A 24,385-nucleotide genomic window follows, 5' to 3' on the forward strand; every position below is an offset into this window, starting at 1 on the left:
GTTTATTTACTGGTCAGTTGCAGGTTTTCAGCGGCCGGTTTGCCATCGAAGGTAGTGACACCTTCAAGCCAGCGTTTTTTGTCCTGCGGGTGATCCTTGATCCATTGCTTGGCCGATTCGAAGGCGTCCTTGTGATCCAGCAGCGGCTGCATCATCCGGCTCTCGTCTTCGGCGGTGAACGTCAGGTTGCTCAGCAGGCGACCGATGTTCGGGCATTGTTCGGCGTAGGTCGGCGCGGTGACGGTCCATACCGTGGCCTTGCCTTCGTCCGGCCCAAGGGCGTTTTCACTGCCGGTGAGGTAGGTCATTTTCACGTTGACGTTCATCGGGTGCGGCGCCCAGCCGAAGAACACCACGGCTTCGTTGCGACGCACGGCGCGATCCACCGCGGCGAGCATGCCGGCTTCGCTGGATTCGACCAGCTGGAACTTGCCGAGGCCGAACTGGTTCTTGGCGATCATCGCCTTGATCTGGGTGTTGGCGCCCGAGCCAGGCTCGATGCCATAGATCTTGCCGCCCAGTTCTTTTTCGAATTTGGCGATGTCAGCGAAGGTTTTCAGGCCCTTGTCGGCGAGGTAGGTCGGCACGGCGAGGGTCGCGCGGGCGTCTTGCAGGCTTGGCGCCTCAAGCACCTTGACCTGTTTGGCATCGACGAACGGGGTGATGGTCTGGGTCATCAGCGGGTTCCAGTAGCCGAGGAACAGGTCCAGACGCTGGTCGCGGATCCCGGCGAAGATGATTTGCTGGGAGGCGCTGGTTTGTTTGGTGCTGTAGCCGAGGCCATCGAGCAATACCTGGGTCATGGCACTGGTGGCGATCACGTCGGTCCAGTTCACTACACCCATGCGCACGTTCTGGCATGCGGCGGGTTCGGCGGCCATGACACTGGCGCTCAGTAACGCGGTACCACTGAGTGCAAGAACACAGCTGCTGATCAGTCGTTTCATTCTCAGGTTCCTCGGCAGTTTCATTATTGTGGGTCCGGTCGTCTTTGTGCGCCGGTGATGCCAAGTTACGCAGCTAAGCGCCCGTGAAAGCGCACTGCGGCGACCAGCTCTTGCACTGCAGCGACCTGTGCTCTTGTATGCCGCTCGCAACTGGCGTATCAACGTCCCTACGCTGCCCGCCCTCTCGTTACCTGGCCTCCTGTTACCTGCTAAGCGAGTGCGCTCCATGTCCCAGGATTTCTACTTCTTGTTGATGCCGGGTTTTTCGGCCATTGGGTTTATCTCGGCCATCGAGCCGCTGCGGGTCGCCAATCGTTTTCGCGGCGAACTGTATCGCTGGCATGTACTGAGTGCCGATGGCGGGGCGGTGCTGGCCAGTAACGGCATGTCGGTCAACGCCGATGCGGCGCTGGAACCGTTGAAAAAAGGCGCGACGCTGCTGGTGGTCGCCGGGTTCGAACCTTTGAAGTTCGCCACCTCGGCGCTGGAGCACTGGCTGCGGCGGCTGGACAACGAAGGCGTGACCCTGGGCGCCATCGACACCGGCAGCTTCATTCTCGCCGAGGCGGGTTTGCTCGATGGCCATCGGCTGACCCTGCACTGGGAGGCCATCGACGCCTTCAAGGAGTCTTATCCACAGCTCAGCGTCACCCAGGAATTGTTCGAGATCGACCGCCGACGCATCACCTCCGCCGGCGGCACCGCTTCCATTGACCTGATGCTGGACCTGATCGCCCAGGCCCACGGTCCCGAGCTGGCGATCCAGGTCAGCGAGCAGTTCGTACTCGGCCGTATCCGCCCGCGCAAAGACCACCAGCGCATGGAAGTCGCCACGCGTTATGGCATCAGCAACAAGAAACTGGTGCACGTGATCGGCGAGATGGAGCAGCACAGCGAACCGCCACTCAGCACGCTGGAACTGGCGGAATCGGTCAAGGTGACGCGACGGCAGCTGGAGCGCCTGTTTCGCTTGCACTTGAACGATACGCCGAGCAACTTCTACCTGCGTTTACGGCTGGAAAAGGCCCGGCAGCTGCTGCGTCAGACCGACATGAGTGTGCTGGAGGTGAGCATTGCCTGCGGGTTTGAATCGCCGTCGTATTTCACCCGCAGTTATCGAGCGAAATATGCGCGGTGCCCGCGGGAGGACCGGCGTATCGCGCAGGCATGAGCGCCCGAGAAACCTGTGGGAGCGAGCTTGCTCGCGATGAGGCCGGCACATTCAACACAGACGTTGACTGAACGGCCGCCATCGCGAGCAAGCTCGCTCCCACAGTAGTTTTGTATTGATCTGAAAAATCTACTACTTCTTCACCAACGCCGAACATGCTGCCTTATAGGCCTCATGCTGATACTTGTTCAGCGCTCCCGGCAGTTCGAAATTGTGCTTTTTGGCCTGGGCATTGATGGTCTGCGGCGACAGCAAGGTCACTTCGCAATTCTCCAGCAGCTGGAAAACCCCTTCGATCTTGAACGTGGTCGGCCCGCCAGCGAACTCGCCTTTCTTGCTGCGCTTCTTGATCGCGATGCGGTCGATGGAATTCTCACGGACAAACGAGGCGACCAGGGCTGCGAACACTTTGACGTTGGCGGCTTCGTCGTCATCGTCCAGAGCGATTTTCTTGGTGGCGAGCGCGACATGGTTCAGCGCCTGACCGTCCAGCGTGGCCACGGCGATGATCGCTTCGCTGCCCTTGATTTCGATGCCGCAGACTTTCATGTTCAATCCCATTAGTGACAGAGGGTGAGCAGCTTACAGCTCAAGCTGGCTGGCAGTGATGCCAAACGCCAAAGCGATTTTTTCGCGAGTGGCTTTACGGGGCTTGGCGACTATTTCCTGTTGGGCAAAGGCAGGCTGGGTTATGCCCATGCGTTTGGCCACTTCATCCTGTGTAAGGTTCAAGTGTTCGCGCCAGGCGCGGATAGGGGTGGCGCCATCGACGATACGACTCACCACTTCGTGGGGTATCAGATCAGGCTCGATTTTCTGCGCGATGTATTGCGCGTAGGGAATGACGACGAACGCGGGATTGCCTTCGGCGTCGTTGATGATTTGGATGTCAGTAGGTACGTTCATCGCGGAAGAATATAAGTCTTTTATAAGATTATCGAATCTTTGCTTATATTTTTATGGTTGGCCATCAACAACATTTTTCGGCATGTTGCGTGAAAAAGCCCGCAGAGTAACGGCTTTGGACAGACGCTGTAGGTCAGATCAAAGTGCTTTGTGGGAAAGGGTGTTGTTCTTAGGTTGAAAGCCGGTAGTGATACCAGCTTTCGACGGACGAATGGGGATTACTCCTGCCCAATCGACTCCAAAAACTCTGACCGCTCGTCACTCATCCGTGCGATGCAATCGTTCTGGGCAATGGTGAACGCCTTGCTGCCACTGGTGGCCGGGAAGGCTTCGACGGCGCAGTCTGCGTCGCGGGTCTTCAGCCATTGCTGTTGGGCGGCCTTGAGCTTGGCGGTGATGTCGGCCAGTTGCGACGGGTTTTTGCCGTACTGCGACTGCATGCGCTCGGTCAGGCCCTGGAAGTTTTCCTTGAGCAGGTCTTCGGCGGTGGTTTTGCTGAAGGCCGAGCACTCGAGGGTCTGGACGTCGTTTTCGACTTTGTCGCACGGGTTGTCGTCGGACTCCTGCGCTGCGTGTACGCCGGTCGCAATCAGTGCCAAAGCCAGAAGGATGGATTTCATTCAGGTCGCCGCTCTATTCCAGTGATGCGGCGAATTCTGGCCCAAGCCGAGGGCCTTGAACAGGGAGGCGATCGTGGCTGAAGACGACCCTTTGTCGCGGATTGACGCTTTCGGCAAACCCCCTGTCGTTTTTGCACCCGGCTGCACCGTCCCTCAGGCATATGCTGGCCCCAAAGCGCCGGCAGACGATTCGGCGCATGAATCGCTAATAGGGGACAGCCTGATGAGCCCAGCCGAATTGCACGCCGACAGCATCGTTATCGACGGGCTGATTATTGCCAAGTGGAACCGTGAACTGTTCGAAGACATGCGCAAGGGCGGTTTGACCGCGGCCAACTGCACCGTGTCGGTGTGGGAGGGTTTTCAGGCCACCGTCAATAACATTGCCGCGAGCCAGAAGCTGATCCGCGAGAACAGCGACCTGGTGATGCCGGTGCGCACTACCGCCGACATCCGCAAGGCCAAGGAACTGGGCAAGACCGGCATCCTCTTCGGCTTCCAGAATGCCCACGCCTATGAAGACCAGATCGGCTATGTCGAGGTGTTCAAGCAGCTTGGCGTTGGCATCGTGCAGATGTGCTACAACACCCAGAACCTGGTGGGCACCGGTTGCTACGAGCGTGATGGCGGCCTGTCGGGCTTCGGTCGCGAAATCGTCGCCGAGATGAACCGGGTGGGCGTGATGTGCGACCTGTCCCACGTTGGCTCCAAGACTTCCGAAGAAGTCATCCTCGAATCGAAGAAGCCGGTCTGCTACTCCCACTGCCTGCCGTCGGGGCTCAAGGAGCACCCGCGCAACAAGTCCGATGAAGAACTCAAGTTCATTGCCGACCACGGCGGTTTTGTCGGCGTGACCATGTTCGCTCCGTTCCTGGCCAAGGGCATCGATTCGACCATCGACGACTACGCCGAAGCCATCGAGTACGTGATGAACATCGTCGGCGAAGACGCCATCGGCATTGGCACTGACTTCACCCAGGGCCATGGTCAGGACTTCTTCGAATACCTGACCCACGACAAGGGCTACGCCCGCCGCCTGACCAGCTTCGGCAAGATCATCAACCCGCTGGGCATCCGCACCGTGGGCGAGTTCCCGAACCTGACCGAGACCCTGCTCAAGCGCGGCCATTCCGAGCGCGTGGTACGCAAGATCATGGGCGAGAACTGGGTAAACGTCCTGAAAGACGTTTGGGGCGAATAAGCCCACTTTGAACAACGATCCCTTGTAGCGGCTGCCGAGGCCCGAGGCTGCGTCGGGCTGCGAAGCGGCCCCCGAGGGCGGTCCTACGGATACGCAACGCAGCCTCGTACCTCGGCAGCTGCTACGCAAAACACACAACGAATTTTTTGGAGTCAAGTTTCCATGGCCAAGATCGCCCCGCAATTGCCAATCGAAGTCGACAGCGAAACCGGTGTCTGGACGTCCGACGCCCTGCCGATGCTGTACGTGCCACGGCATTTCTTCGTTAACAACCACATGGGCATCGAGGAAGTGCTGGGCGCTGAAGCCTATGCCGAAATCCTCTACAAGGCCGGCTACAAGTCCGCCTGGCACTGGTGCGAAAAAGAAGCCGAATGCCACGGCCTGGAAGGCGTAGCAGTGTTCGAGCACTACATGAAGCGCCTGTCGCAGCGCGGCTGGGGCCTGTTCAAGATCCAGGACATCGACCTCGACAAAGGCACCGCCAGCGTCAAGCTCGAACACTCGGCGTTCGTCTACGTGTACGGCAAGGTCGGGCGCAAGGTCGACTACATGTTCACCGGTTGGTTTGCCGGTGCGATGGATCAGATTCTCGCCGCTCGCGGCAGCAAGATCCGCACTGTGGCCGAGCAAGTCTACGGTGGCTCCGAAGAGGGCCACGAAGACGGCTTGTTTATCGTCAAGCCGTTGTAAGTCGAGGAACCCGCCATGGCTTTCGAAGCAATGTTCCAGCCGATCCAGATCGGCAAACTGACCATCCGTAACCGCGTGCTCAGCACGGCGCACGCCGAGGTTTATGCGACCGACGGCGGCATGACCACCGACCGGTACGTCAAGTACTACGAAGAGAAAGCCAAGGGCGGGATCGGCCTGGCGATTTGCGGCGGTTCGTCCGTAGTCGCCATCGACAGCCCGCAGGAATGGTGGAGTTCGGTGAACCTGTCCACCGATCGCATCATTCCGCACTTCCAGAATCTGGCCGACGCCATGCACAAGCACGGCGCCAAGATCATGATTCAGATTACCCACATGGGCCGTCGCTCCCGTTGGGACGGCTTCAACTGGCCGACGCTGATGTCGCCGTCCGGCATACGTGAACCGGTGCACCGCGCCACCTGCAAAACCATCGAGCCGGAAGAAATCTGGCGGGTGATCGGTAACTACGCACAAGCTGCGCGTCGCGCCAAGGCCGGTGGCCTGGACGGCGTCGAACTGTCGGCCGTGCACCAGCACATGATCGACCAGTTCTGGAGCCCTCGGGTCAACAAGCGTACCGACGAATGGGGCGGCACCTTCGAAGGCCGCATGAAGTTCGGTCTGGAAGTGCTCAAGGCCGTGCGCGCCGAGGTCGGTGACGATTTCTGCGTGGGCATGCGTATCTGCGGTGACGAATTTCACCCCGATGGCCTGTCCCACGAGGACATGAAGCAGATCGCCAAGTATTACGACGACACCGGCATGCTCGATTTCATCGGCGTCGTGGGTTCGGGTTGCGATACCCACAACACCCTGGCCAACGTGATTCCGAACATGAGTTATCCACCGGAGCCGTTCCTGCACCTGGCGGCCGGTATCAAGGAAGTGGTCAAGGTTCCCGTGCTGCACGCGCAGAACATCAAGGACCCGAACCAGGCCACCCGTATTCTGGAAGGCGGTTACGTCGACATGGTCGGCATGACCCGCGCGCACATCGCCGACCCGCACCTGATCGCCAAGATCAAGATGGGCCAGGTCGACCAGATCAAGCAGTGCGTCGGTGCCAACTACTGCATCGACCGTCAGTATCAGGGCCTGGATGTGTTGTGCATCCAGAACGCGGCGACCTCCCGTGAATACATGGGCGTGCCGCACATCATCGAGAAAACCACCGGTAAAAAACGCAAGGTGGTGGTGGTCGGTGCCGGCCCGGCGGGGATGGAAGCCGCTCGTGTGGCCGCCGAGCGTGGCCACGACGTGACCCTGTTCGAGAAAAAGGAATTCATCGGTGGGCAGATCACCACGGCGTCGAAAGCGCCGCAGCGTGACCAGATCGCCGGTATCACCCGCTGGTATCAGCTGGAACTGGCACGGTTGAAAGTCGACCTGCGCCTGGGCACCGCGGCGGATGCGCCGACCATCATGGACCTGCGTCCGGATGTGGTGGTGCTGGCGGTCGGTGGTCATCCGTTCATCGAGCAGAACGAGCACTGGGGCGCGGCTGAAGGTCTGGTGGTCAGCAGCTGGGACATTCTCGATGGCAAGGTAGCACCGGGCAAGAACGTACTGGTCTACGACACCATTTGCGAATTCACCGGCATGTCGACCGCCGACTTCATCGCCGACAAGGGCAGTCAGGTCGAGATCGTCACCGACGACATCAAGCCTGGTGTGGCGATTGGCGGCACTTCGTTCCCGACGTACTACCGCAGCATGTATCCGAAAGAAGTGATCATGACCGGCGACATGATGCTGGAGAAGGTCTACCGCGAAGGCGACAAGCTGGTGGCGGTACTGGAGAACGAATACACCGGCGCCAAAGAGGAGCGGGTGGTGGACCAGGTGGTCGTTGAAAACGGCGTGCGCCCGGACGAAGAAATCTACTACGCGCTGAAGGAAGGCTCGCGTAACAAAGGTCAGATCGACGTCGAAGCCTTGTTCGCGATCAAGCCGCAGCCATGCCTGGAACAGAGCGGCGACGGCTACCTGCTTTTCCGCATCGGCGACTGCGTGGCCCAGCGTAACGTACACGCGGCGATCTACGACGCGCTGCGGTTGTGCAAAGACTTCTAAAGGCTTGCACATGACCCTGTGGGAGCGGGCTTGCTCGCGAATGCATTCTGTCAGTCGCACGTGAATTGACTGACCTGCCGCTTTCGCGAGCTAGCCCGCTCCCGCAGGAACCGAGTAAGGCATCTCGACCTGCAAGATCCTGCGGTCTTTGGGAGCTTCACCATGTTGAACACCCTTCTTCCAATCCTGTTGTTCGCAGCCATCGGCCTTGGTGTCCTTGGTGCGTTGCGGCGGGTGGCTATGTGGCGCCGGGGCCGGGCTTCGAAAGTCGACCTGATCGGTGGCCTGTTCGCCATGCCCAAGCGCTACATGGTCGATTTGCACCACGTGGTGGCGCGGGACAAATACATTGCCAATACCCACGTCGCCACGGCTGGCGGAGCGGTAGCGTCCGTCGTGCTGGCGATTCTGGTGCATGGTTTCGGCCTGCATAACCGTTTCCTCGGCTATGCGCTGCTGCTGATGTCAGCGGTCATGTTCGTTGGTGCGATTTTTGTTTATCTGCGTCGGCGCAATCCTCCGTCGCGTCTGTCGAAAGGCCCATGGATGCGCCTGCCGAAAAGCCTGCTGGCGTTCTCGGCCTCGTTCTTCCTGGTGACTCTGCCGGTGGCGGGCATCCTCCCGGAAAACTTCGGTGGCTGGCTGTTGGCGGCGATTCTCGGGGTTGGTGTGTTGTGGGGCGTGTCGGAACTGTTCCTCGGCATGACCTGGGGCGGGCCGATGAAGCACGCCTTTGCCGGTGCCTTGCACCTGGCCTGGCACCGTCGCGCCGAGCGCTTCGGTGGCGGCCGTTCCACTGGTTTGAAGCCGTTGGATCTTAGCGACCTGACTGCGCCACTGGGTGTGGAAAAACCCAAGGATTTCACCTGGAACCAGTTGCTCGGTTTCGATGCCTGCGTGCAGTGCGGTAAATGCGAAGCAGCGTGCCCGGCGTTCGCCGCCGGCCAGCCGCTGAACCCGAAAAAACTGATTCAGGACATGGTCGTCGGCCTGGCTGGCGGTACCGATGCGAAGTTCGCCGGCAGTCCGTATCCGGGCAAGGCCATCGGTGAGCACGCCGGTAATCCGCATCAACCGATCGTCAACGGTCTGGTGGACGCGGAAACCCTGTGGTCGTGCACCACCTGCCGCGCCTGCGTCGAGGAATGCCCGATGATGATCGAGCACGTCGATGCCATCGTCGACATGCGCCGTCATCTGACCCTGGAAAAGGGCGCCACGCCGAACAAAGGCGCGGAAGTCCTGGAAAACCTCATCGCCACCGACAACCCGGGCGGCTTCGCGCCGGGCGGGCGGATGAACTGGGCGGCAGACTTGAACCTCAACCTGCTCAGCGAAAAGAAATCCACCGACGTGCTGTTCTGGGTTGGCGACGGCGCCTTCGACATGCGCAACCAGCGCACCCTGCGCGCCTTCGTCAAAGTGCTCAAGGCGGCGAAAATCGACTTCGCCGTGCTTGGCCTCGAAGAACGCGACAGCGGTGACGTGGCGCGGCGCCTGGGCGACGAAGCAACCTTCCAGCTGTTGGCCAGGCGCAACATCCAGACCCTGGCCAAGTACAACTTCAACCGCATTGTCACCTGCGATCCGCACAGCTTCCACGTGCTGAAAAACGAGTACGGCGCATTCGATGGCAACTACCTGGTGCAGCACCACAGCACCTACATGGCGGAAATCATCCAGGCCGGCGCGCTGAACCTCGGTCAGCACAAAGGCGACAGCGTGACCTACCACGACCCGTGCTACCTCGGTCGCTACAACGGCGAATACGAGGCACCGCGCGAGGTACTGCGCGCCCTCGGGATCGAAGTGAAAGAGATGCAACGTTCCGGCTTCCGTTCGCGCTGCTGCGGCGGCGGTGGCGGCGCGCCGATCACCGACATTCCCGGCAAGCAACGCATTCCCGACATGCGCATGGAAGACATCCGCGAAACCGGTGCCGAACTGGTGGCCGTGGGTTGTCCACAATGCACGGCGATGCTCGAAGGCGTGGTCGAACCCCGGCCGCTGATCAAGGACATTGCCGAACTGGTGGCAGACGCGTTGCTCGACGACGCCGCGCCCGCCAAGACACCCGCCAAGCGCGAACCTGCGGAGGCCCACTGATGAGCGACATTATCCGCCGCGACCCCCGGGCCGAATGGATCGCCCGCAACCGTCTGCATCCGCTGCACGCGGCCATGCAGCCGGCGCAACACAGCTGGATGGGGCCTAACGGCGTCATCCGCAAGAATCCCCATGGCATTGGCTTTATCGGCCCCAACGGCATCAAGCGCATCGACCGCAGCGGCGCCCAGCAGGGCGGGGTGACCAAACGTTCAGCCGCTGTCGAAGTGCAATTGCCATTGCATCAGGTGGCCGCGCCGGCGTTTTACATCAGCGTGGTGCCGGACATGGTCGGTGGTCGCTTGAGCAGTCACGACCGTGACTTGCTGGGCCTCGCGCATCAACTGGCCGGCAAGGACGGCGCAGTGCTGGCGGTGGTGTTCGGCGAGCACAAGGAAAATGCTTTCGCCACGGCAGGCGTCGACCGCCTGCTGGTGCTGGGAGGCGAAGAGTTCAACGGTTATGCACCGGAACAACGGGTCCAGGGCCTGCGGGCTGTGGATAACCAGTTCAGCCCGCGTCACTGGTTGCTGCCGGACAGCCGCAGTGGTGGTGGCGAACTCGGCCGGCGTTTTGCCGCGGCGCTGGGCGAGCGCCCGGCCACGCGGGTCTGGCAAGTCAAGGATCAGGAATGCATCGGCCGCGCCGGCGCGGGTCTGCAAGACCTTGCCCGTCCGCTGGCGCGCTTGATCCTGGCGGCTGCCGAGTGCGCTGAACCTGTCAGCGAAACCCGTCACGAAGCCTTGCCCGTGGAGTTATCCACAACCGTGGCGCGCAGCCTGTCGCGGATCGAGGACCTGGGCGCGGTGGCCGTCGATCCGGCAGCCATTCCCATGGCCGAAGCCGAGTTCATTTTCTCCGGCGGCAACGGGGTCAAGGACTGGGGACTTTTCCACAGGACCGCCGAAGCCCTCGGCGCGACCGAGGGCGCATCCCGGGTGGCGGTGGACGACGGCTTCATGGCTCGCGACCGTCAGGTCGGCGCGTCCGGCACCTGGGTCACCGCACGGGTCTATGTGGCGGTGGGGATTTCCGGGGCGATCCAGCACCTGCAAGGCATTGGTGCCTGCGACAAGGTGGTGGCGATCAACCTCGACCCTGGCTGCGACATGATCAAGCGCGCGGACCTCTCGGTGATCGGCGAGAGTGCGGAGATTCTTCAAGCCTTGATCGAGGCGGTAGAGGCTTACCGCAACGACGCCAAGCGCGATGCGGCTTAAGGGAAGGAAAGGGTTATGAGCACGAAAATCATCAGCCTGGTGTCCATCGGCGCCCACCCGACGTCCGGTCGGCCGCGTCGCGCGGAACAGGATGCACGGGCGGTGGAACTGGGCCTGCAACTGGCTGGGGATAACCTGCAAGTGCTGCATGCCGGCGACATTGCCGAGCCTGCATTACGCGCTTACCTGGGCATGGGGCTTGAGCAACTGCATGTGCTGGAACAACCGCAAGGTGCCGACGCGCTACCGGCGCTGACCGACTATTTGCGCGATGCCGGGGCGCAGGTGGTGTTGACCGGCAGCCAGGCGGAAACCGGCGAAGGCTCGGGCATGTTGCCGTTCCTGCTGGCCGAAAGCCTGGGCTGGCCGCTGGTGGTGGGGTTGGCGCAGGTCGAGTCCATCGATGGCAGTTCGGCGCTGGTGCTGCAAGCCTTGCCGCGCGGTCAACGTCGTCGGCTGAAGGTGCGCCTGCCGTTTCTGGCGACGGTGGATAACGCAGCGCCCAAGCCGCGGCAGAGTGCCTATGGCCCGGCCCGACGCGGCGTGTTGCAAGCGCAGGAAGTTGAAGTCATCGACGATGAACTGCTCGCGGTCGCCAGCCTGCAACCGGCCAAGCCCCGACCCAAGCGCCTGAAGGTGATCAAGGCCAAGAGCGGTGCCGACCGTATGAAAGCCGCGACGGCCAAGGCCAGCGGCGGCGGTGGACAAGTGCTCAAGGGCGTTACGGCACAAGCGGGGGCTGAAGCGATCCTCAAGTTGCTGATTGAAGAGGGTGTGGTCCGCTGACAAATAGTCACCCCGGATCAAATGTGGGAGCGGGCTTGCTCGCGAAGGGGGCGTGTCAGTTGACATGTATGTTGCCTGGCCCGCCCCCTTCGCGAGCAAGCCCGCTCCCACAGAAAGGCTTCATCTCACCGACATTTATGGGGGAACAATGGCAGTTGAATTTCGTTCGGCAGTGCGCGCCGATGCGCGTGAGATTGCGCGCTTGTTCCAGATTTCATCCGAAGGCGCTTCAGATTACATCTGGAGCCAGATCGCAGAGCCCGGCCAGGATCTGTTGGATGTCGGCGCCATTCGGTATGCCCGCGACGACGTGGATTTTTCCTACCAGAACTGCCTGATTGCCGAGGCCGATGGCCAGGTCATTGGCATGATGCACAGCTACGTGATGCGTCACGATCCACTGGCGGAGCCGACAACCGACCCGGTACTGGCGCCTTACGCCGACATGGAGGTGCCCGATACCCTGTACATCTCCAGCCTGGCCCTGCATGAAGGCTGGCGCAATCGGGGGCTGGGCGTGCAGTTTCTCGCCCATGCTCAAGAACGTGCCGAGCGGCTGGGGCTCAATGGCCTGAGCCTGATCGACTATGCCGCCAACACTGGCGCCCGGCGCTTTTACGAACGACACGGCTTCGGGATCATCAAAACCTGCCAGGTCACCCCTCATCCAATGATCCGCGTCACCGGTGAAGCCTATCTTATGCACAGGCCCTAATCCTGCCGCGTGAAAGTGCAAACGGCGGTTATCCACAACCCCATGGATAACCTCTGTCACCCTGCGTACCCCAGCCTACTGAGCTAAAGTTTTCTAGGCGCTGTTTAAGGGTGCAGCACGGTTTCGGGAGCTATCTGACGTTCAGCGCTTACTCATAAAACCTGGTTTTTATGAATGGGTTGAATATGAACGCTTGCGGTCGGGCCCTGATGCTCTTTGCATCGGCTATGTGTCTGTCTTCGGGATTGATGTCTGCCATCCAGACAAAAGCTCCCGCGGCACGTGCCGATGTCGTTGCGGATTTCTATCAGTGGATGGAGTCTGAGCAGGGGCAGAAAGCGTCTTTGGTGCAGCTGAGGCAGCAGTGCGAGAAAGTGCTGGATGCTGCTGAAAACCTCAGTTGCTCTGTGTCGGTTCTAGCCAGAATATTCGAGACCAAAGCCGCAAATCAGCTCCCTGAATATTATCTGGCAATCAAGCGTAAACACGCTCTGGCGATCGAAAGGGATCCAGACCTGAAAGCATTGTTTTCAATGTTCGGCAACGAATCTCTCTCGACCCTGAGAGCCCTCGATGATTTCTCTGTAAAAAGAACCAGGCAGCGGGAAGTGCTTGCGATTCATCCTTATTCCAGTGAGTTTTCCATCGCCGAAGAGGTGCTGCCATTCATTGATGTCAGCGCGGCAAATGGTCATTCCTCACGTTTCATTCTCGATACGGGGGCGCCGCAAACCCGAGTCAACAATGAAACTGCGAAACGGATGGGGGTCAGGCTGTTAACCGACTCGCACTATGCCTACAGCACTTTTTATGGTGAGCGTGACGTGTCTGCCAGGCTCGGGATTCTTGAATCCATAAAAGTAGGCGCAAGCGAATTCAGGAACGTCCTGGTCTTTGTCAGCGATAGGGACAACTTGTTGGGGCTGGATTTGATCAGCAAGCTGGGGCGGCTGAAAATCACCAGGAAAACGCTGGAGCTCAATGCCGCGCCTTCCGGGCGCTGTGACTCGCCGATTATCTACACCCGTATGGATATCAACCAACGACTGGCCATCACCGCTAGGCTGGACAACCGGGTGACGTTGGCGATTGTGGATACCGGGAATATCGATTACCTGACGTCGGCTTCACCGGGCAGTCCGATGAATGTCGTCGCGTCCCTGACCCCTGGCAGCTCGCCCATCAGCGCCGCCTCTCAAGCGCGCTACCAGACCTTCAAAGGCGTATTGACCTTGCCGGGCAATACCATGGCAATTCACTACAAATACTATCCAGGCTTCACCATCCCGCCGTCGTTGGTGCTTGGGCGATACGTGCCTTCGATTCTGCTCGGGTGGCGTGCATTCAAGGACTTTGAATTGCATCTGGATATCGAGTCGGGGCGGTCGTGTTTTAACAAGATCTGACCATTTCAGTTCGCCCCCAATGTGTTTACCCACAATCCCTGTTAGCGCTTCTGTGGATAACATGTTCGCCCCTCGCTACAGCCCATGCAATTCGGGGGCTACAGCCCTTAGATCAAAAAACACTCAGCTTAACCTGCGGTTTTTGAACGACTTTTCCACTGAATGGGTGCATGCGAGAGTAAGGACTTGCCCCCAATCTCTGTTGGCGCTTCTGTGGATAAGATGTTCGCTTACCGCTACGGGCCTTATAAAACGTGCTCTTCAGGTGTTTGGTTAAAAGTTGATCAACTGACCGGTTTTCACGGTTATACCGTCCGCAAACTCAGAAAGTCCGTGGTTATCAGCGGTTTTCCACAGAACCCGCGAAGTTGCCCCCAAAGTCTGTTGGCGCTTCTGTGGATAAGGTGTTTGTCATCCGCCGCAGGCCATGTAGAACGTGGCGTTCATGGTATTGGTTAAAAAATGTTCTATGCCTGCGGAGAACTCTGGTTTTGAATAAGTCACGGATTTTCTTCAGTTTCTGTGGAGAAAGTTTCCAGCACTTGCATAGTTGTCCCCATTTGCTGTGGGTGGCTATGTGGATAACTTGTTCGCCAAACCCCGCAAGCCCCGCCGGCTATAGTGCGCAACGCGATAGCTCAGATTTCGTACAGTTCTAGGTCAATACCTTGACTTCAATCTGTCGCCTGTCTTCACTCCAATGGCACAAGGACAGCCGTCACTTATCCACATCAGGTTCAGGGAGAACACATGATGGATAGCAACCCCCATCGCTCGTCCCCTATTCCCTGTACGTTCCGCGCTTTGCTGGCGACGCCGTTGCCGCGCAAACGCACGCTGCGTCGTTCCGCCAACCAGCGCGCTCGCCTATAGCGCCTGAATCCTGCCCAAACCGTTGTGCTGCCGCCGGGTGCGCCCGAAGGCCAGGTGCCCGTTCGCCCATTGATTGCAGGCAACCTCAGAGTTGCCCGATTTGCCTGAGAGGAACCTACTCATGACACGGATTGCAACGCCCATCAGCGAGATCAAGGAACACTACGACGTGATCGTCATCGGTTCCGGTTATGGCGGCGGCATTGCCGCGTCGCGCCTGTCCCGGGCCGGTAAACGGGTGTGCCTGCTGGAGCGAGGTCGGGAAATCCGCCCTGGCGAGTACCCCAACACCATGCTCGCCGCCACTGAAGAGCTGCAGGTGCACGATCCGGACGGCCACATCGGTTCACGCACCGGGCTGTTCGACTTGCACGTCAATGCCCAACAGAACGTGGTGGTGGGCTGCGGCCTCGGTGGAACGTCGTTGATCAACGCTAACGTCTCCCTGGAACCGGAGCCCGGGGTGTTTGACGACCCGCGCTGGCCGCTGGAAGTACGCGAACACCGTGACACCCTGCTCAGGGACGGTTACGCCCGCGCCCGGGAAATGCTCAAGCCCAATCCCTATCCGAACACTGCGCCGAACCTGCCAAAACTCGACGCCAACAAAAAATCCGCGGATTACCTCAAGCAGGGCGCACATTTCTACAAGCCGCCGATCAACGTGACCTTCGACAAACTGCCAAACAACACCAACCACGTCGGCGTTGAGCAGCTGCCGTGCAATCATTGCGGCGACTGCGTTTCGGGCTGTAACAACAAGGCCAAGAACACCACACTGATGAATTACCTGCCGGACGCCTGGAACCATGGCGCGGAGATTTTCTGTCAGGCCGAGGTGCGGTATCTGGAGCGCGACGGCGATGGCTGGATCGTGCACTTCCAGTACCTGGACAGCGGTCGCGAAAAGTTTTCCGCGCCGACCCTGTTCGTCAAAGCCGACATCGTCGTGGTCTCTGCCGGCACTCTCGGCTCCACCGAAATCCTCCTGCGCTCTCGCGACAAAGGCCTGGCAATGTCCGGCCAGCTTGGCGAGAACATGAGCGGCAACGGCGACATCCTCGGCTTCGGCCACAACTGCGAACAGAGCATCAACGGTATCGGTTTCGGCGCGCATCCGGCCAAGGAACTGCACCCGGTCGGTCCGTGCATTACTTCGATCATCGACATGCGTACCGAAGGCGATTGGCGCAGCCGCATGGTAATCGAAGAAGGTTCGATCCCCGGCGCCCTCGGCCGGCCGATGGTGCCGAGCATGGCCGGGTTCGCCGAGTTGCTTGGCGTGCCGAGCGATGACACGTTCAGCGCCAAGGTGAAGTACAAGGAACGCGAAGTCGAGAGCTTCCTGCGTGGCCCGTACTACGGCGCGCTGCACAACATGCAGACCTACCTGATCATGAGTCACGACAGCGGCAACGGACGCATGCTGCTCGACAGCAAGGACCAACTGCGTATCGACTGGCCGGGTGTCGGCGAGCAGGAAAACGTCAAACTCGGCAACGAACGGTTGCACCAGAGCACCAGGGCGCTGGGCGGGATCTGGGTGGAAAATCCGATCTGGACCAAGTTGCTCAAGCACAGCATCGTCTCGGTACACCCGTTGGGCGGTTGCGTGATGGGCGAGGACGCGGCGCAAGGCGTGGTCAACCACAAGGGGCAGGTGTTCAGTGGTGCCAGCGGCAGCGATGTGTACGCCTCGTTGTATGTGGCCGACGGTGCGGTGATCCCGACGTCGCTGGCGGTCAACCCACTGCTGACCATCTCGGCGGTGAGCGAGCGCAATATGGGACTGCTGGCGGCTGACCGCGGCTGGCACATCGACTACACACTGCCGTCGGCGCCGCGTAAACCATCGGTGCCGCAGACTCTCGGCGTGCAGTTCACCGAAACCATGAAGGGCTATTTCTCCCGGGCCTTCACCGCTGCGCAAAGCACCGACCTGAAAGTCTATGAAGCCGCGGCCAAGCGTGGCGAAGCGGACAATTCACCGATCGACTTCACCCTGACCATCACTGCCGCCGACCTCAATCGTATGATCAAGGAGCCGGAGCATGCCGCAACCCTGGTCGGCACGGTTAACGCTGCGGCGTTGTCGCCTCAGCCGCTGACCGCCAGCAATGGTGTGTTCAACCTGTTCGAGCAGTATCAGCAACAGGTCGGCGTGCGCCACATGAACTACGACATGAAGCTGACCGCCGAGGACGGCAGCGATTATTTCTTCAGTGCCTTCAAAACCGTGCCGGAAGACAATGGCGTGCTGAACATCTGGCACGACACCAGCACCCTCTACATCACTCTGTATCGCGGGCCGGACAAGAGTGGCGAGGTGATCGGCTGCGGGGTGATGCACATCCACCCGACCGATTTCGCCAAACAGATGACCACCATGAAGGTGCTCAACGCCCGCAACGAGCGCGAGCGCATCGACGGTCTGGCGCGCTTCGGCAAGTTCTTCGCCGGCATCCTCTGGGAAAGCTACGGTGGGGTGTTCGCCGGTGACATCTACTTCAACCCCGATGCACCGCCACGGCAAAAACGGCCGCTGGATGCGCCGTCACCGAGCGTGCATTTCTTTTCCACCGAGGATGGCGTCGAGCTAAGGCTGACCCGCTATCAGGGCGGCACAAAAGGCCCGGTGATGCTGGTGCATGGCTTGGGGGTGGGTTCGAACATTTTCTCCACCGACACCATCCAGACCAACCTGCTGGAATACCTGTGCAAGCATGACTACGACGTCTGGTTGCTGGATTTGCGGGTGAGCATTCTGCTACCGGCGAGCAAGCGGGAATGGAACGGCGACCAGATTGCCCAATACGATTTCAAGGCGGCCATCGCTCGGATCCAGCAGGAAACCAAGGCTGACGATGTGCAGTGCGTGGTGCATTGCTACGGCGCGACGACGTTCTTCATGTCGCTGCTGGCCGGGTTGCAGGGCGTGCGTTCGGTGGTCTGCTCGCAGATTGCCGCCGACACCGTGGTCGCCACGGCGACAGGGTTGAAGGCCGGGCTGCACTTGCCGGGGATGCTCGACGCGCTCGGCATCAAATCGCTCACTGCCTACGCCGACAGCAAGGAGAACTGGTTCAACAAACTCTACGACAAAGCCCTCAACGGCTATGCGCGGATCGAAGCCCAGGGTTACTGCACCAACCCGGTGTGCCACCGCATCACCTTCATGTACGCCTCGCTGTACCGCCACGACACCCTCAATGAAACCCTGCACGACAACCTGCACGAGCTGTTTGGTGAGTCGAACATGCACACCTTCGAGCATCTGGCGCTGATTGTGCGCAAGGGGCATCTGGTGGACTTCAAGGGGCATGACGTGTACATGCCGCACTTCGAGCGCTTGAGCATGCCGATTTGCTTCATCAGCGGCGCCGACAACCAATGCTACCTGCCGGAAAGCACGCTCAAGACCTACGAGCGGGTATGCAAGGTCCACGGACCGGAGCGCTACAGCCGGCATGTGGTGCCGGGTTACGGCCACATCGACTGCATGTTCGGCAAGAACGCGGTGGTGGATGTGTACCCGATCATCCTTGAACACCTGGAGAAAACAGCTCTCGGCTGACTCGAGACCGAGTCGACTGCTTCGCGGGCAAGCCCGCTCCCACAAGGTGACTGCACTCCTGTGTGGGAGCGGCGTGCTCGCCAAAGCTGAGTACCAGGCACCGCACGATGTGAGTCTTGCACAAGGAAAAGGATGATATGGACACCTGCATCCGCTGGTTTCAACGCTTCATCTGGCTAGGCATTTTAATGAACATGGTGTTCGCAATCCCGGCGCTGTTTGCGCCGGCATTGCTGACCTCGATGCTCGGTATGCCGCCGCAACTCTCCGACCCGTGGCTGGAAAATGCCGGCATGCTGCTGGTGGGGATCAGCCTGTTCTACATGCCATCAGGCTTCAACGCACCGCGCTATGTTGTGCATTCGTGGCTGTGCGTGTTGTCGCGATTGGTCGCCGTGGCGTTCTGGATCTACCTGATCAACACCAGCAACCAGGCCCAGGTATTCGTGCCGATGCTGCTGGGCGATCTGAGCATGTTTCTGATCCTCGGGATTCTGCTGTACCTGGGCAGCGCTCCGGCCAATCGACCCTGGGCGTTGCTTCGCGACGGCTGGCGCGAGTGGTGTGCAGCCTGGGCGCGACGCTGGCAGCAGCACAGCTTCAAGGTCGCCACGCTGATCGTGGTGCTGGCGCTGGGGTTCATCGGTTACCAGACCTGGTATCAGATGCTGCGGGTGGTGCCGGCCGAGCAATTTGCCTCCGACGAAGACCACTACAAGTACGCCGCCATTGGCCTCGGTATTGAGGCGCGGATCCCGTATTACCTGTTCGCCGTGCTGCCGCAAATGTGCCCGGAAAAATTGCCGAAGCCCGGCGGCTACGAAGTGTTCGGTTTCCTCTACGAAAACGGCAAGGATCTGCCGATCGGCATGGCCAAACGACAAATCGGCTACCCGACCGTGGAGCCCAACTGCGCGCTGTGCCACACCGGCTCCTACCGCGCCAATGCCAGCGACGTCGCCACTGCGGTGGCCAGTGCGCCGGCCAACACCCTGCAACTGCAAGCCTTCCAGTGGTTCGCCTACGATTGCGCCAGCGACCCGAAATTCACCACCGATGCGGTGATGGCGGCGATCAACAGCAAGTTCCAGCTCGGATTTTTCGAGCGGTTGTACAACCGCTACCTGATCATCCCGATGGCCACGAGCGCGCTGATCAAGCAGAAACAGGCCTATGCCTGGCAACAATTGCGCGCACCGCAAGGGCCGGGTCGCACCGACACCTTCAACCCGACGAAAATGGTGGTATTCGGCTTCCCGGATGACTCGACCATCGGCACCGTCGACTTGCCACAAGTCTGGAACCAGAAACCCCGGGAGTCGCTGTACCTGCACTGGGACGGCAATAACAACGACATCCACGAGCGCAACTATGCGGCGGCCATGGCCGTGGGCGCGACGCCGGAGTCGGTGCTGCCGGCCAGTTTCAACCGGGTGACCAACTGGCTGCTGGGCCACAAGGCACCGGCCTGGCCGTTCGCGCTGGATCAGGCCAAGGTCGCCCGGGGCAAGCCGGTCTGGGAAAACAACTGCGCCGGTTGCCATGATTTCGGCCGCACCGACACCGGTCAGGTCACCACCAACATTGATGAACTGGGTACCGATCCCCATCGGTTGAATTCGTTCACCACTGGTCTGGTGACGGCGTTCCACGGCTTCAAGAAATCGCCGTTCGATTTTGGCGCCTACCGCAAGACCCAGAGCTACAGCAACACGCCCACTGACGGCATCTGGTTACGCGCACCGTACTTGCACAACGGTTCGGTGCCGACACTGTGGGATTTGCTGCAACCACCGCAACTACGGCCGCAGGTGTTCTTCACCGGCTCCGACATTTACGACCAGGACAAGGTTGGTTTCGTCACCAGTGGCGAGCAAGTGAAAGCCTCGGCGGACTTCAAATACGACACTCGTCTGGAGGGCAACCACAACGGTGGCCATCTGTACGGCACGCAACTGTCGGAACTCGATAAGCGGGCGCTCATTGAGTTCATGAAAACCCTGTGAAACCACTACGGATGGAGGAGTGCCAACATGTCATTAGCTGCTCATTGGGAACATGAATACGACAAGGTCAAGCTGCGCCTGCACGGTTTGTTCGCACGGGTGGAAATAGCCTGGATGAAGCTCATCAGCGAGCTCGAACCTGAGGAGTTCCAGGCGATCATCGCGCTGCTGCAGCGGGGTCATGATCAGGCGCAGTACGTGCTCAAGCACGGCGAGTTGCCGGACGATCAGCCGAGCGTGCCGTGGGAGTTGGCCCACGGTTTGTCGATCCTGCGCATCGGTAACGCCAGCCCGTTGCCGCAATCGGTGGATGAGTTGCAAACCCGGGTGCTGAAGGACGGCAGTCTGCTCGGTTGCCGCAAATGGGAACTGCTCGATCTTTTATGGAGCGAGGCGCTGTTGAAGTGGATCGAAAACCTGCGCCATCACGCGCCGTTCGCCACCGACCCGGCACTGGTGAAAATGGAACGCGACGTGACCCTGGCGATCGCCGGCGACTGGGGCACCGGGCCATTCGACAGCCATGCCCCGGCGGTGGCGGTGGCCAATCAGATGCAACTGGCCCGGGCCAATTTCACCATTCACCTGGGGGATGTGTATTACGCCGGCACCCGTTCCCAGGAAGACGCGGACATGGCCGGTTGGCCGATGGGCACGCAGGGTTCGTTCACGCTCAATTCCAACCACGAGATGTACAGCGGCGCCCACGGCTATTTCAAGGAACTGGCCAAGCGTTTTCCGGTGCAGCAGGGCACCAGTTACTTCGCACTGTACAACGACGACTGGCTGGTGATCGGCCTCGACTCGGCGTATGCCTCGGACGCCATGAACCTGTACATGGATGGCACCCTGAACCAACCGCAGATCGACTGGATGAAAAGCCTGCCCAAGCGCAAGAAACTGATGGTGCTCAGTCATCATCAGGGCTTTGACATCTCGGGGCACAACAAGACCGCGCTGTATCAACCGGTGTGCGACGCCCTGGGGCGCGAGCCGGACTACTGGTATTGGGGACATTTGCATAATGGCATCTGCTACGCCGCCCAGGGCGGGTTGCACGCACGTTGCGCCGGGCATGGGGCGATTCCCTACGGCAATGCCAGTGAACTGGATGGGCATTCGCGGGTGTTGTGGTCGGAAACCCAAAATGCGCGGGATAAGGAGTACCCGTTACGGGTGCTGAATGGTTATGTGAAGGTGCGGCTGGTGGGGGAGAACATCGAAGAGACGTTTATTGGCGAGGATGGGTCGGTGCGGTGGTCTTCAAGTTGATTGAGTGAATGGGAGACCGCTTTCGCGAGCAAGCCCGCTCCCACAGGTTTTGTGAGCGACACAAATCACTGTGGGAGCGGGCTTGCTCGCGAAGCTTTTGCTCTTGATCAGCCGCTGACCGGAACCCCTTTGAGGTACGGCGCAGGCTCGGCCCCAAGATTGCTCAGCAGACGCTCGCTGTACCAGTCCACGAAGTTGACCACGCCAAACTCATAGGTCTTGGAGTACGGGCCAGGCTGGTAGGCGGTGGAGTTGATGCCGCGCTGGTTCTCTTCGGCCAGGCGACGGTCCTGGTCGTTGGTGGCGTCCCAGACCTGGCGCATGCGCTCCACGTCGTAGTCCACGCCTTCGACCGCGTCCTTGTGCACGATCCACTTGGTGGTGACCATGGTTTCCTGGGCGCTGATCGGCCACACGGTGAACACAATGATGTGGTCGCCCATGCAGTGGTTCCAGGAGTGCGGCAGGTGCAGGATGCGCATCGAGCCCAGGTCCGGGTTCTTGATGCGGCCCATCAGCTTGGCGCAGCCCTGTTTGCCATCCATGGTCATCGATACGGTGCCCTTGAGCAGCGGCATGCGCACGATGCGGTTACGCAGGCCGAAGCTGGCGTGGGCGTAAGGGATCTTCTCGGCTTCCCAGGCTGCGGCGGACGCGGCAACGTGATCCTTGAACGCCTGGTCGGCGCGCGGGTCGGTGACGTCGTCCCATTCCAGCAGGGTTTTCAGCAGTTCCGGGTGCGACGCGTTGCAGTGGTAGCACTCGCGGTTGTTTTCCAGCACAAGCTTCCAGTTGGCCTTTTCCATCAAGGTGGTTTGCACCGCCACCTTGGTGTTTTCCATGTCGTACGGTTCCATGTAATGGTTGAGCGTCGACAGGAAGTCATCGATGGCCGGCGGGTTCTCTGCCAGGCTGATGAAGATGTAGCCGCCGGCGGTCTTCACGTTCACCGGTTTGAGGCCGTACTGATTCATGTCGAAGTCGGCACCCATTTCGGTGCCGGCGAACAGCAGGCGACCGTCGAGTTCGTAGGTCCACTGGTGGTAGTGGCAAACCAGCTTGGCGACCTTGCCCTTGTCGCTGGTGCACAGGCGCGAGCCACGGTGGCGGCAGACGTTATGGAACGCGTGCACCACGCCTTCGGCACCACGGATGACGATGATCGGGTTCTTGCCGATCTGCAGGGTCAGGTAGTTGCCCTTGGTGGGGATCTCGCAGGTCATGCCGGCGATCAGCCACTCTTTCTGAAAGATTTCCTGCATGTCGATATCAAACAGGCGGTCGTCGGAGTAAAACGGCTGCGGCAGCGAGAACGTGCGCTCACGCTCTTGCAGCATTTGTGCGGTGGCCTTGCGTGCGGGTTCCAGCGGATCGCCCAGGCTCAGGGTAGTAGTGACGTCCATCGTTTAATCCTCAAGGCCATCTGCGTGGCCGGCGAAAGTGGCTAATCAGGTGTGCTGTTCAGGGTTGCTACGCAAGGTGTAAAGGTTATGTCTTGGTATGGGGCGAGTGTGGGGCCGGCGCCGGCCAGAACCTTATCCATGGGCGACATGGTGCAATCTGTTCCCGACGCGCAAGCCCCGGCAGTTGTGGGCTGGTCGCGATAAGCATGTCAATGTCGCAGATAGGTAAATGGGTGGTTCGCGCTATACGCAGAATCGCCAACATGAAGGCCGACAGTCGGCCGTGGAGATCAGCATGTCCAATAACTTCCTGAACCCGGTAACCACCCAGACCTGGGCCAATGGTCGACACATCGTCCGTTGCGTCAAAGTCATCCAGGAAACCTGGGATGTGCGCACCTTTTGCTTCATGGCCGATCAGCCGATCATGTTCTTCTTCAAACCGGGGCAGTTTGTCACCCTGGAGCTGGAGATTGAAGGCCAGCCGATCATGCGTTCGTACACTATTTCCAGCTCGCCTTCGGTGCCTTACAGCTTTTCGGTGACGATCAAGCGGGTTCCGGGCGGCAAGGTCTCGAACTGGTTGCACGACACCCTGCATGAAGGCTACGAGCTGGCGGTGCACGGCCCGGTGGGGCTGTTCAACGCCATTGATTTCCCAAACCCGAAAGTGCTGTACCTCAGCGGCGGCGTGGGGATCACACCGTGCATGTCCATGGCACGCTGGTTCTTCGACACCAACGGCAACGTTGACATGGCGTTCATCCATAGCGCCCGCTCGCCCAAGGACATCATTTATCACCGCGAGCTGGAACATATGGCGGCGCGGATCGAAAACTTCAACCTGCACCTGATTTGCGAGAAACACGGTTTCGGTGAGCCATGGGCCGGTTACCGTGGTTATCTGAACCACAAGATGCTCGAACTGATGGTTCCGGACTTCCTTGAGCGCGAAGTGTTCTGCTGCGGCCCGACGCCGTATATGAACGCGGTCAAGCGCCTACTGGAAAACGCCGGCTTCAACATGAAGCACTACCACGAGGAATCCTTTGGCGCCACGCCGCCAGAGGCGATCGCCGATGCCGTGGAAAATGCCGAACAGGCTGCCGAGGCACCGGAAATCGATGCGGCGGATTTGCACGAGGTGCAGTTCACCGCCTCCGGCAAGAGCATCCGCGTGGCCCCGGGCGAAACCGTGCATGCGGCGGCGGCCAAGGTTGGCCTGATGATTCCGAAAGCCTGCGGCATGGGCATCTGCGGCACCTGCAAGGTGATGAAGCTGGGCGGCGAGGTGGAAATGGAACACAACGGCGGGATCACCGAGGAAGACGAAGCCGAAGGGTTCATCCTGTCGTGCTGCAGCGTGCCGAAGGGCGACGTGCGCATCGAGTACTGATTCACATCGTAGAA

The 24,385-nt window shown here is 60.0% G+C and carries 18 protein-coding genes; 13 read left to right on the forward strand and 5 right to left on the reverse strand.

Going from position 1 to position 24,385, the window contains the following annotated elements:
* Positions 1-2 precede the first annotated feature (2 nt).
* Positions 3-947 (reverse strand): choline ABC transporter substrate-binding protein, encoded by a 945-nt coding sequence (locus tag ABIA48_RS16945; protein ID WP_310056293.1) that lies wholly within the window; start codon positions 945-947, stop codon positions 3-5.
* A 226-nt stretch (positions 948-1,173) separates the two neighbouring features.
* On the opposite strand from ABIA48_RS16945, the gene ABIA48_RS16950 reads away from it, so the two are divergent.
* Positions 1,174-2,118, forward strand: coding sequence for a GlxA family transcriptional regulator (locus tag ABIA48_RS16950; protein WP_429490111.1), 945 nt, complete (start codon positions 1,174-1,176; stop codon positions 2,116-2,118).
* 132 nt (positions 2,119-2,250) lie between these two features.
* Here the strand turns inward: ABIA48_RS16950 and ABIA48_RS16955 are convergent, their stop codons facing one another.
* The 3 genes from ABIA48_RS16955 to ABIA48_RS16965 all read right to left on the reverse strand — a co-directional run bounded on the left by ABIA48_RS16955 (position 2,251) and on the right by ABIA48_RS16965 (position 3,644).
* Positions 2,251-2,667: a DUF3010 family protein gene (locus ABIA48_RS16955; RefSeq protein ID WP_429490113.1), complete on the reverse strand. Its 417-nt coding sequence runs from the start codon at positions 2,665-2,667 to the stop codon at positions 2,251-2,253.
* A 33-nt stretch (positions 2,668-2,700) separates the two neighbouring features.
* Positions 2,701-3,024, reverse strand: coding sequence for a helix-turn-helix domain-containing protein (locus tag ABIA48_RS16960; RefSeq protein ID WP_429490115.1), 324 nt, complete (start codon positions 3,022-3,024; stop codon positions 2,701-2,703).
* A 218-nt stretch (positions 3,025-3,242) separates the two neighbouring features.
* Positions 3,243-3,644: a lysozyme inhibitor LprI family protein gene (locus tag ABIA48_RS16965; RefSeq protein ID WP_429490117.1), complete on the reverse strand. Its 402-nt coding sequence runs from the start codon at positions 3,642-3,644 to the stop codon at positions 3,243-3,245.
* Between the two features lie 223 nt (positions 3,645-3,867).
* On the opposite strand from ABIA48_RS16965, the gene ABIA48_RS16970 reads away from it, so the two are divergent.
* From ABIA48_RS16970 to ABIA48_RS17020, 11 genes are all read left to right on the forward strand, one after another.
* Positions 3,868-4,845 (forward strand): dipeptidase, encoded by a 978-nt coding sequence (locus tag ABIA48_RS16970; RefSeq protein ID WP_033052003.1) that lies wholly within the window; start codon positions 3,868-3,870, stop codon positions 4,843-4,845.
* 162 nt (positions 4,846-5,007) lie between these two features.
* Positions 5,008-5,538, forward strand: a complete 531-nt coding sequence (locus ABIA48_RS16975) for a DUF5943 domain-containing protein (protein WP_007975505.1) — start codon at positions 5,008-5,010, stop codon at positions 5,536-5,538.
* A 15-nt stretch (positions 5,539-5,553) separates the two neighbouring features.
* Complete coding sequence (gene dgcA / locus ABIA48_RS16980; protein ID WP_007994448.1) at positions 5,554-7,614, forward strand: dimethylglycine demethylation protein DgcA; 2,061 nt, start codon at positions 5,554-5,556, stop codon at positions 7,612-7,614.
* Between the two features lie 162 nt (positions 7,615-7,776).
* The gene (dgcB, locus tag ABIA48_RS16985) at positions 7,777-9,720 is read left to right on the forward strand and encodes a dimethylglycine demethylation protein DgcB (protein ID WP_429490120.1); all 1,944 of its coding nucleotides are present in this window, start codon (positions 7,777-7,779) and stop codon (positions 9,718-9,720) included.
* Positions 9,720-10,940, forward strand: a complete 1,221-nt coding sequence (locus ABIA48_RS16990) for an electron transfer flavoprotein subunit alpha/FixB family protein (RefSeq protein WP_429490122.1) — start codon at positions 9,720-9,722, stop codon at positions 10,938-10,940. The genes dgcB and ABIA48_RS16990 overlap by 1 nt, the downstream gene beginning before the upstream one ends.
* Before the next feature lie 15 nt (positions 10,941-10,955).
* Complete coding sequence (locus ABIA48_RS16995; protein ID WP_204930897.1) at positions 10,956-11,726, forward strand: electron transfer flavoprotein subunit beta; 771 nt, start codon at positions 10,956-10,958, stop codon at positions 11,724-11,726.
* A gap of 148 nt (positions 11,727-11,874) precedes the next feature.
* Positions 11,875-12,441, forward strand: a complete 567-nt coding sequence (locus tag ABIA48_RS17000) for an N-acetyltransferase family protein (protein WP_429490125.1) — start codon at positions 11,875-11,877, stop codon at positions 12,439-12,441.
* 170 nt (positions 12,442-12,611) lie between these two features.
* Entirely contained in the window at positions 12,612-13,847 is a 1,236-nt protein-coding gene (locus tag ABIA48_RS17005; protein ID WP_429490127.1) for a retropepsin-like aspartic protease, read from the forward strand.
* 994 nt (positions 13,848-14,841) lie between these two features.
* Positions 14,842-18,294, forward strand: a complete 3,453-nt coding sequence (locus ABIA48_RS17010) for an alpha/beta fold hydrolase (RefSeq protein ID WP_429490129.1) — start codon at positions 14,842-14,844, stop codon at positions 18,292-18,294.
* Between the two features lie 137 nt (positions 18,295-18,431).
* The gene (locus ABIA48_RS17015; RefSeq protein ID WP_429490131.1) at positions 18,432-20,300 is read left to right on the forward strand and encodes a hypothetical protein; all 1,869 of its coding nucleotides are present in this window, start codon (positions 18,432-18,434) and stop codon (positions 20,298-20,300) included.
* Positions 20,301-20,327: 27 nt separating this feature from the next.
* Positions 20,328-21,572: a metallophosphoesterase gene (locus ABIA48_RS17020; protein ID WP_429490133.1), complete on the forward strand. Its 1,245-nt coding sequence runs from the start codon at positions 20,328-20,330 to the stop codon at positions 21,570-21,572.
* A 107-nt stretch (positions 21,573-21,679) separates the two neighbouring features.
* Here the strand turns inward: ABIA48_RS17020 and gbcA are convergent, their stop codons facing one another.
* Positions 21,680-22,975, reverse strand: coding sequence for a glycine-betaine demethylase subunit GbcA (gbcA, locus tag ABIA48_RS17025; RefSeq protein ID WP_429490135.1), 1,296 nt, complete (start codon positions 22,973-22,975; stop codon positions 21,680-21,682).
* 295 nt (positions 22,976-23,270) lie between these two features.
* Here gbcA and gbcB point away from each other — a divergent pair, with 295 nt between their 5' ends.
* The gene (gene gbcB, locus ABIA48_RS17030; protein ID WP_429490137.1) at positions 23,271-24,371 is read left to right on the forward strand and encodes a glycine-betaine demethylase subunit GbcB; all 1,101 of its coding nucleotides are present in this window, start codon (positions 23,271-23,273) and stop codon (positions 24,369-24,371) included.
* Positions 24,372-24,385: the final 14 nt, after the last annotated feature.

Source organism: Pseudomonas sp. S30_BP2TU TE3576 (assembly GCF_050436025.1).
Classification (GTDB): Bacteria; Pseudomonadota; Gammaproteobacteria; order Pseudomonadales; family Pseudomonadaceae; genus Aquipseudomonas.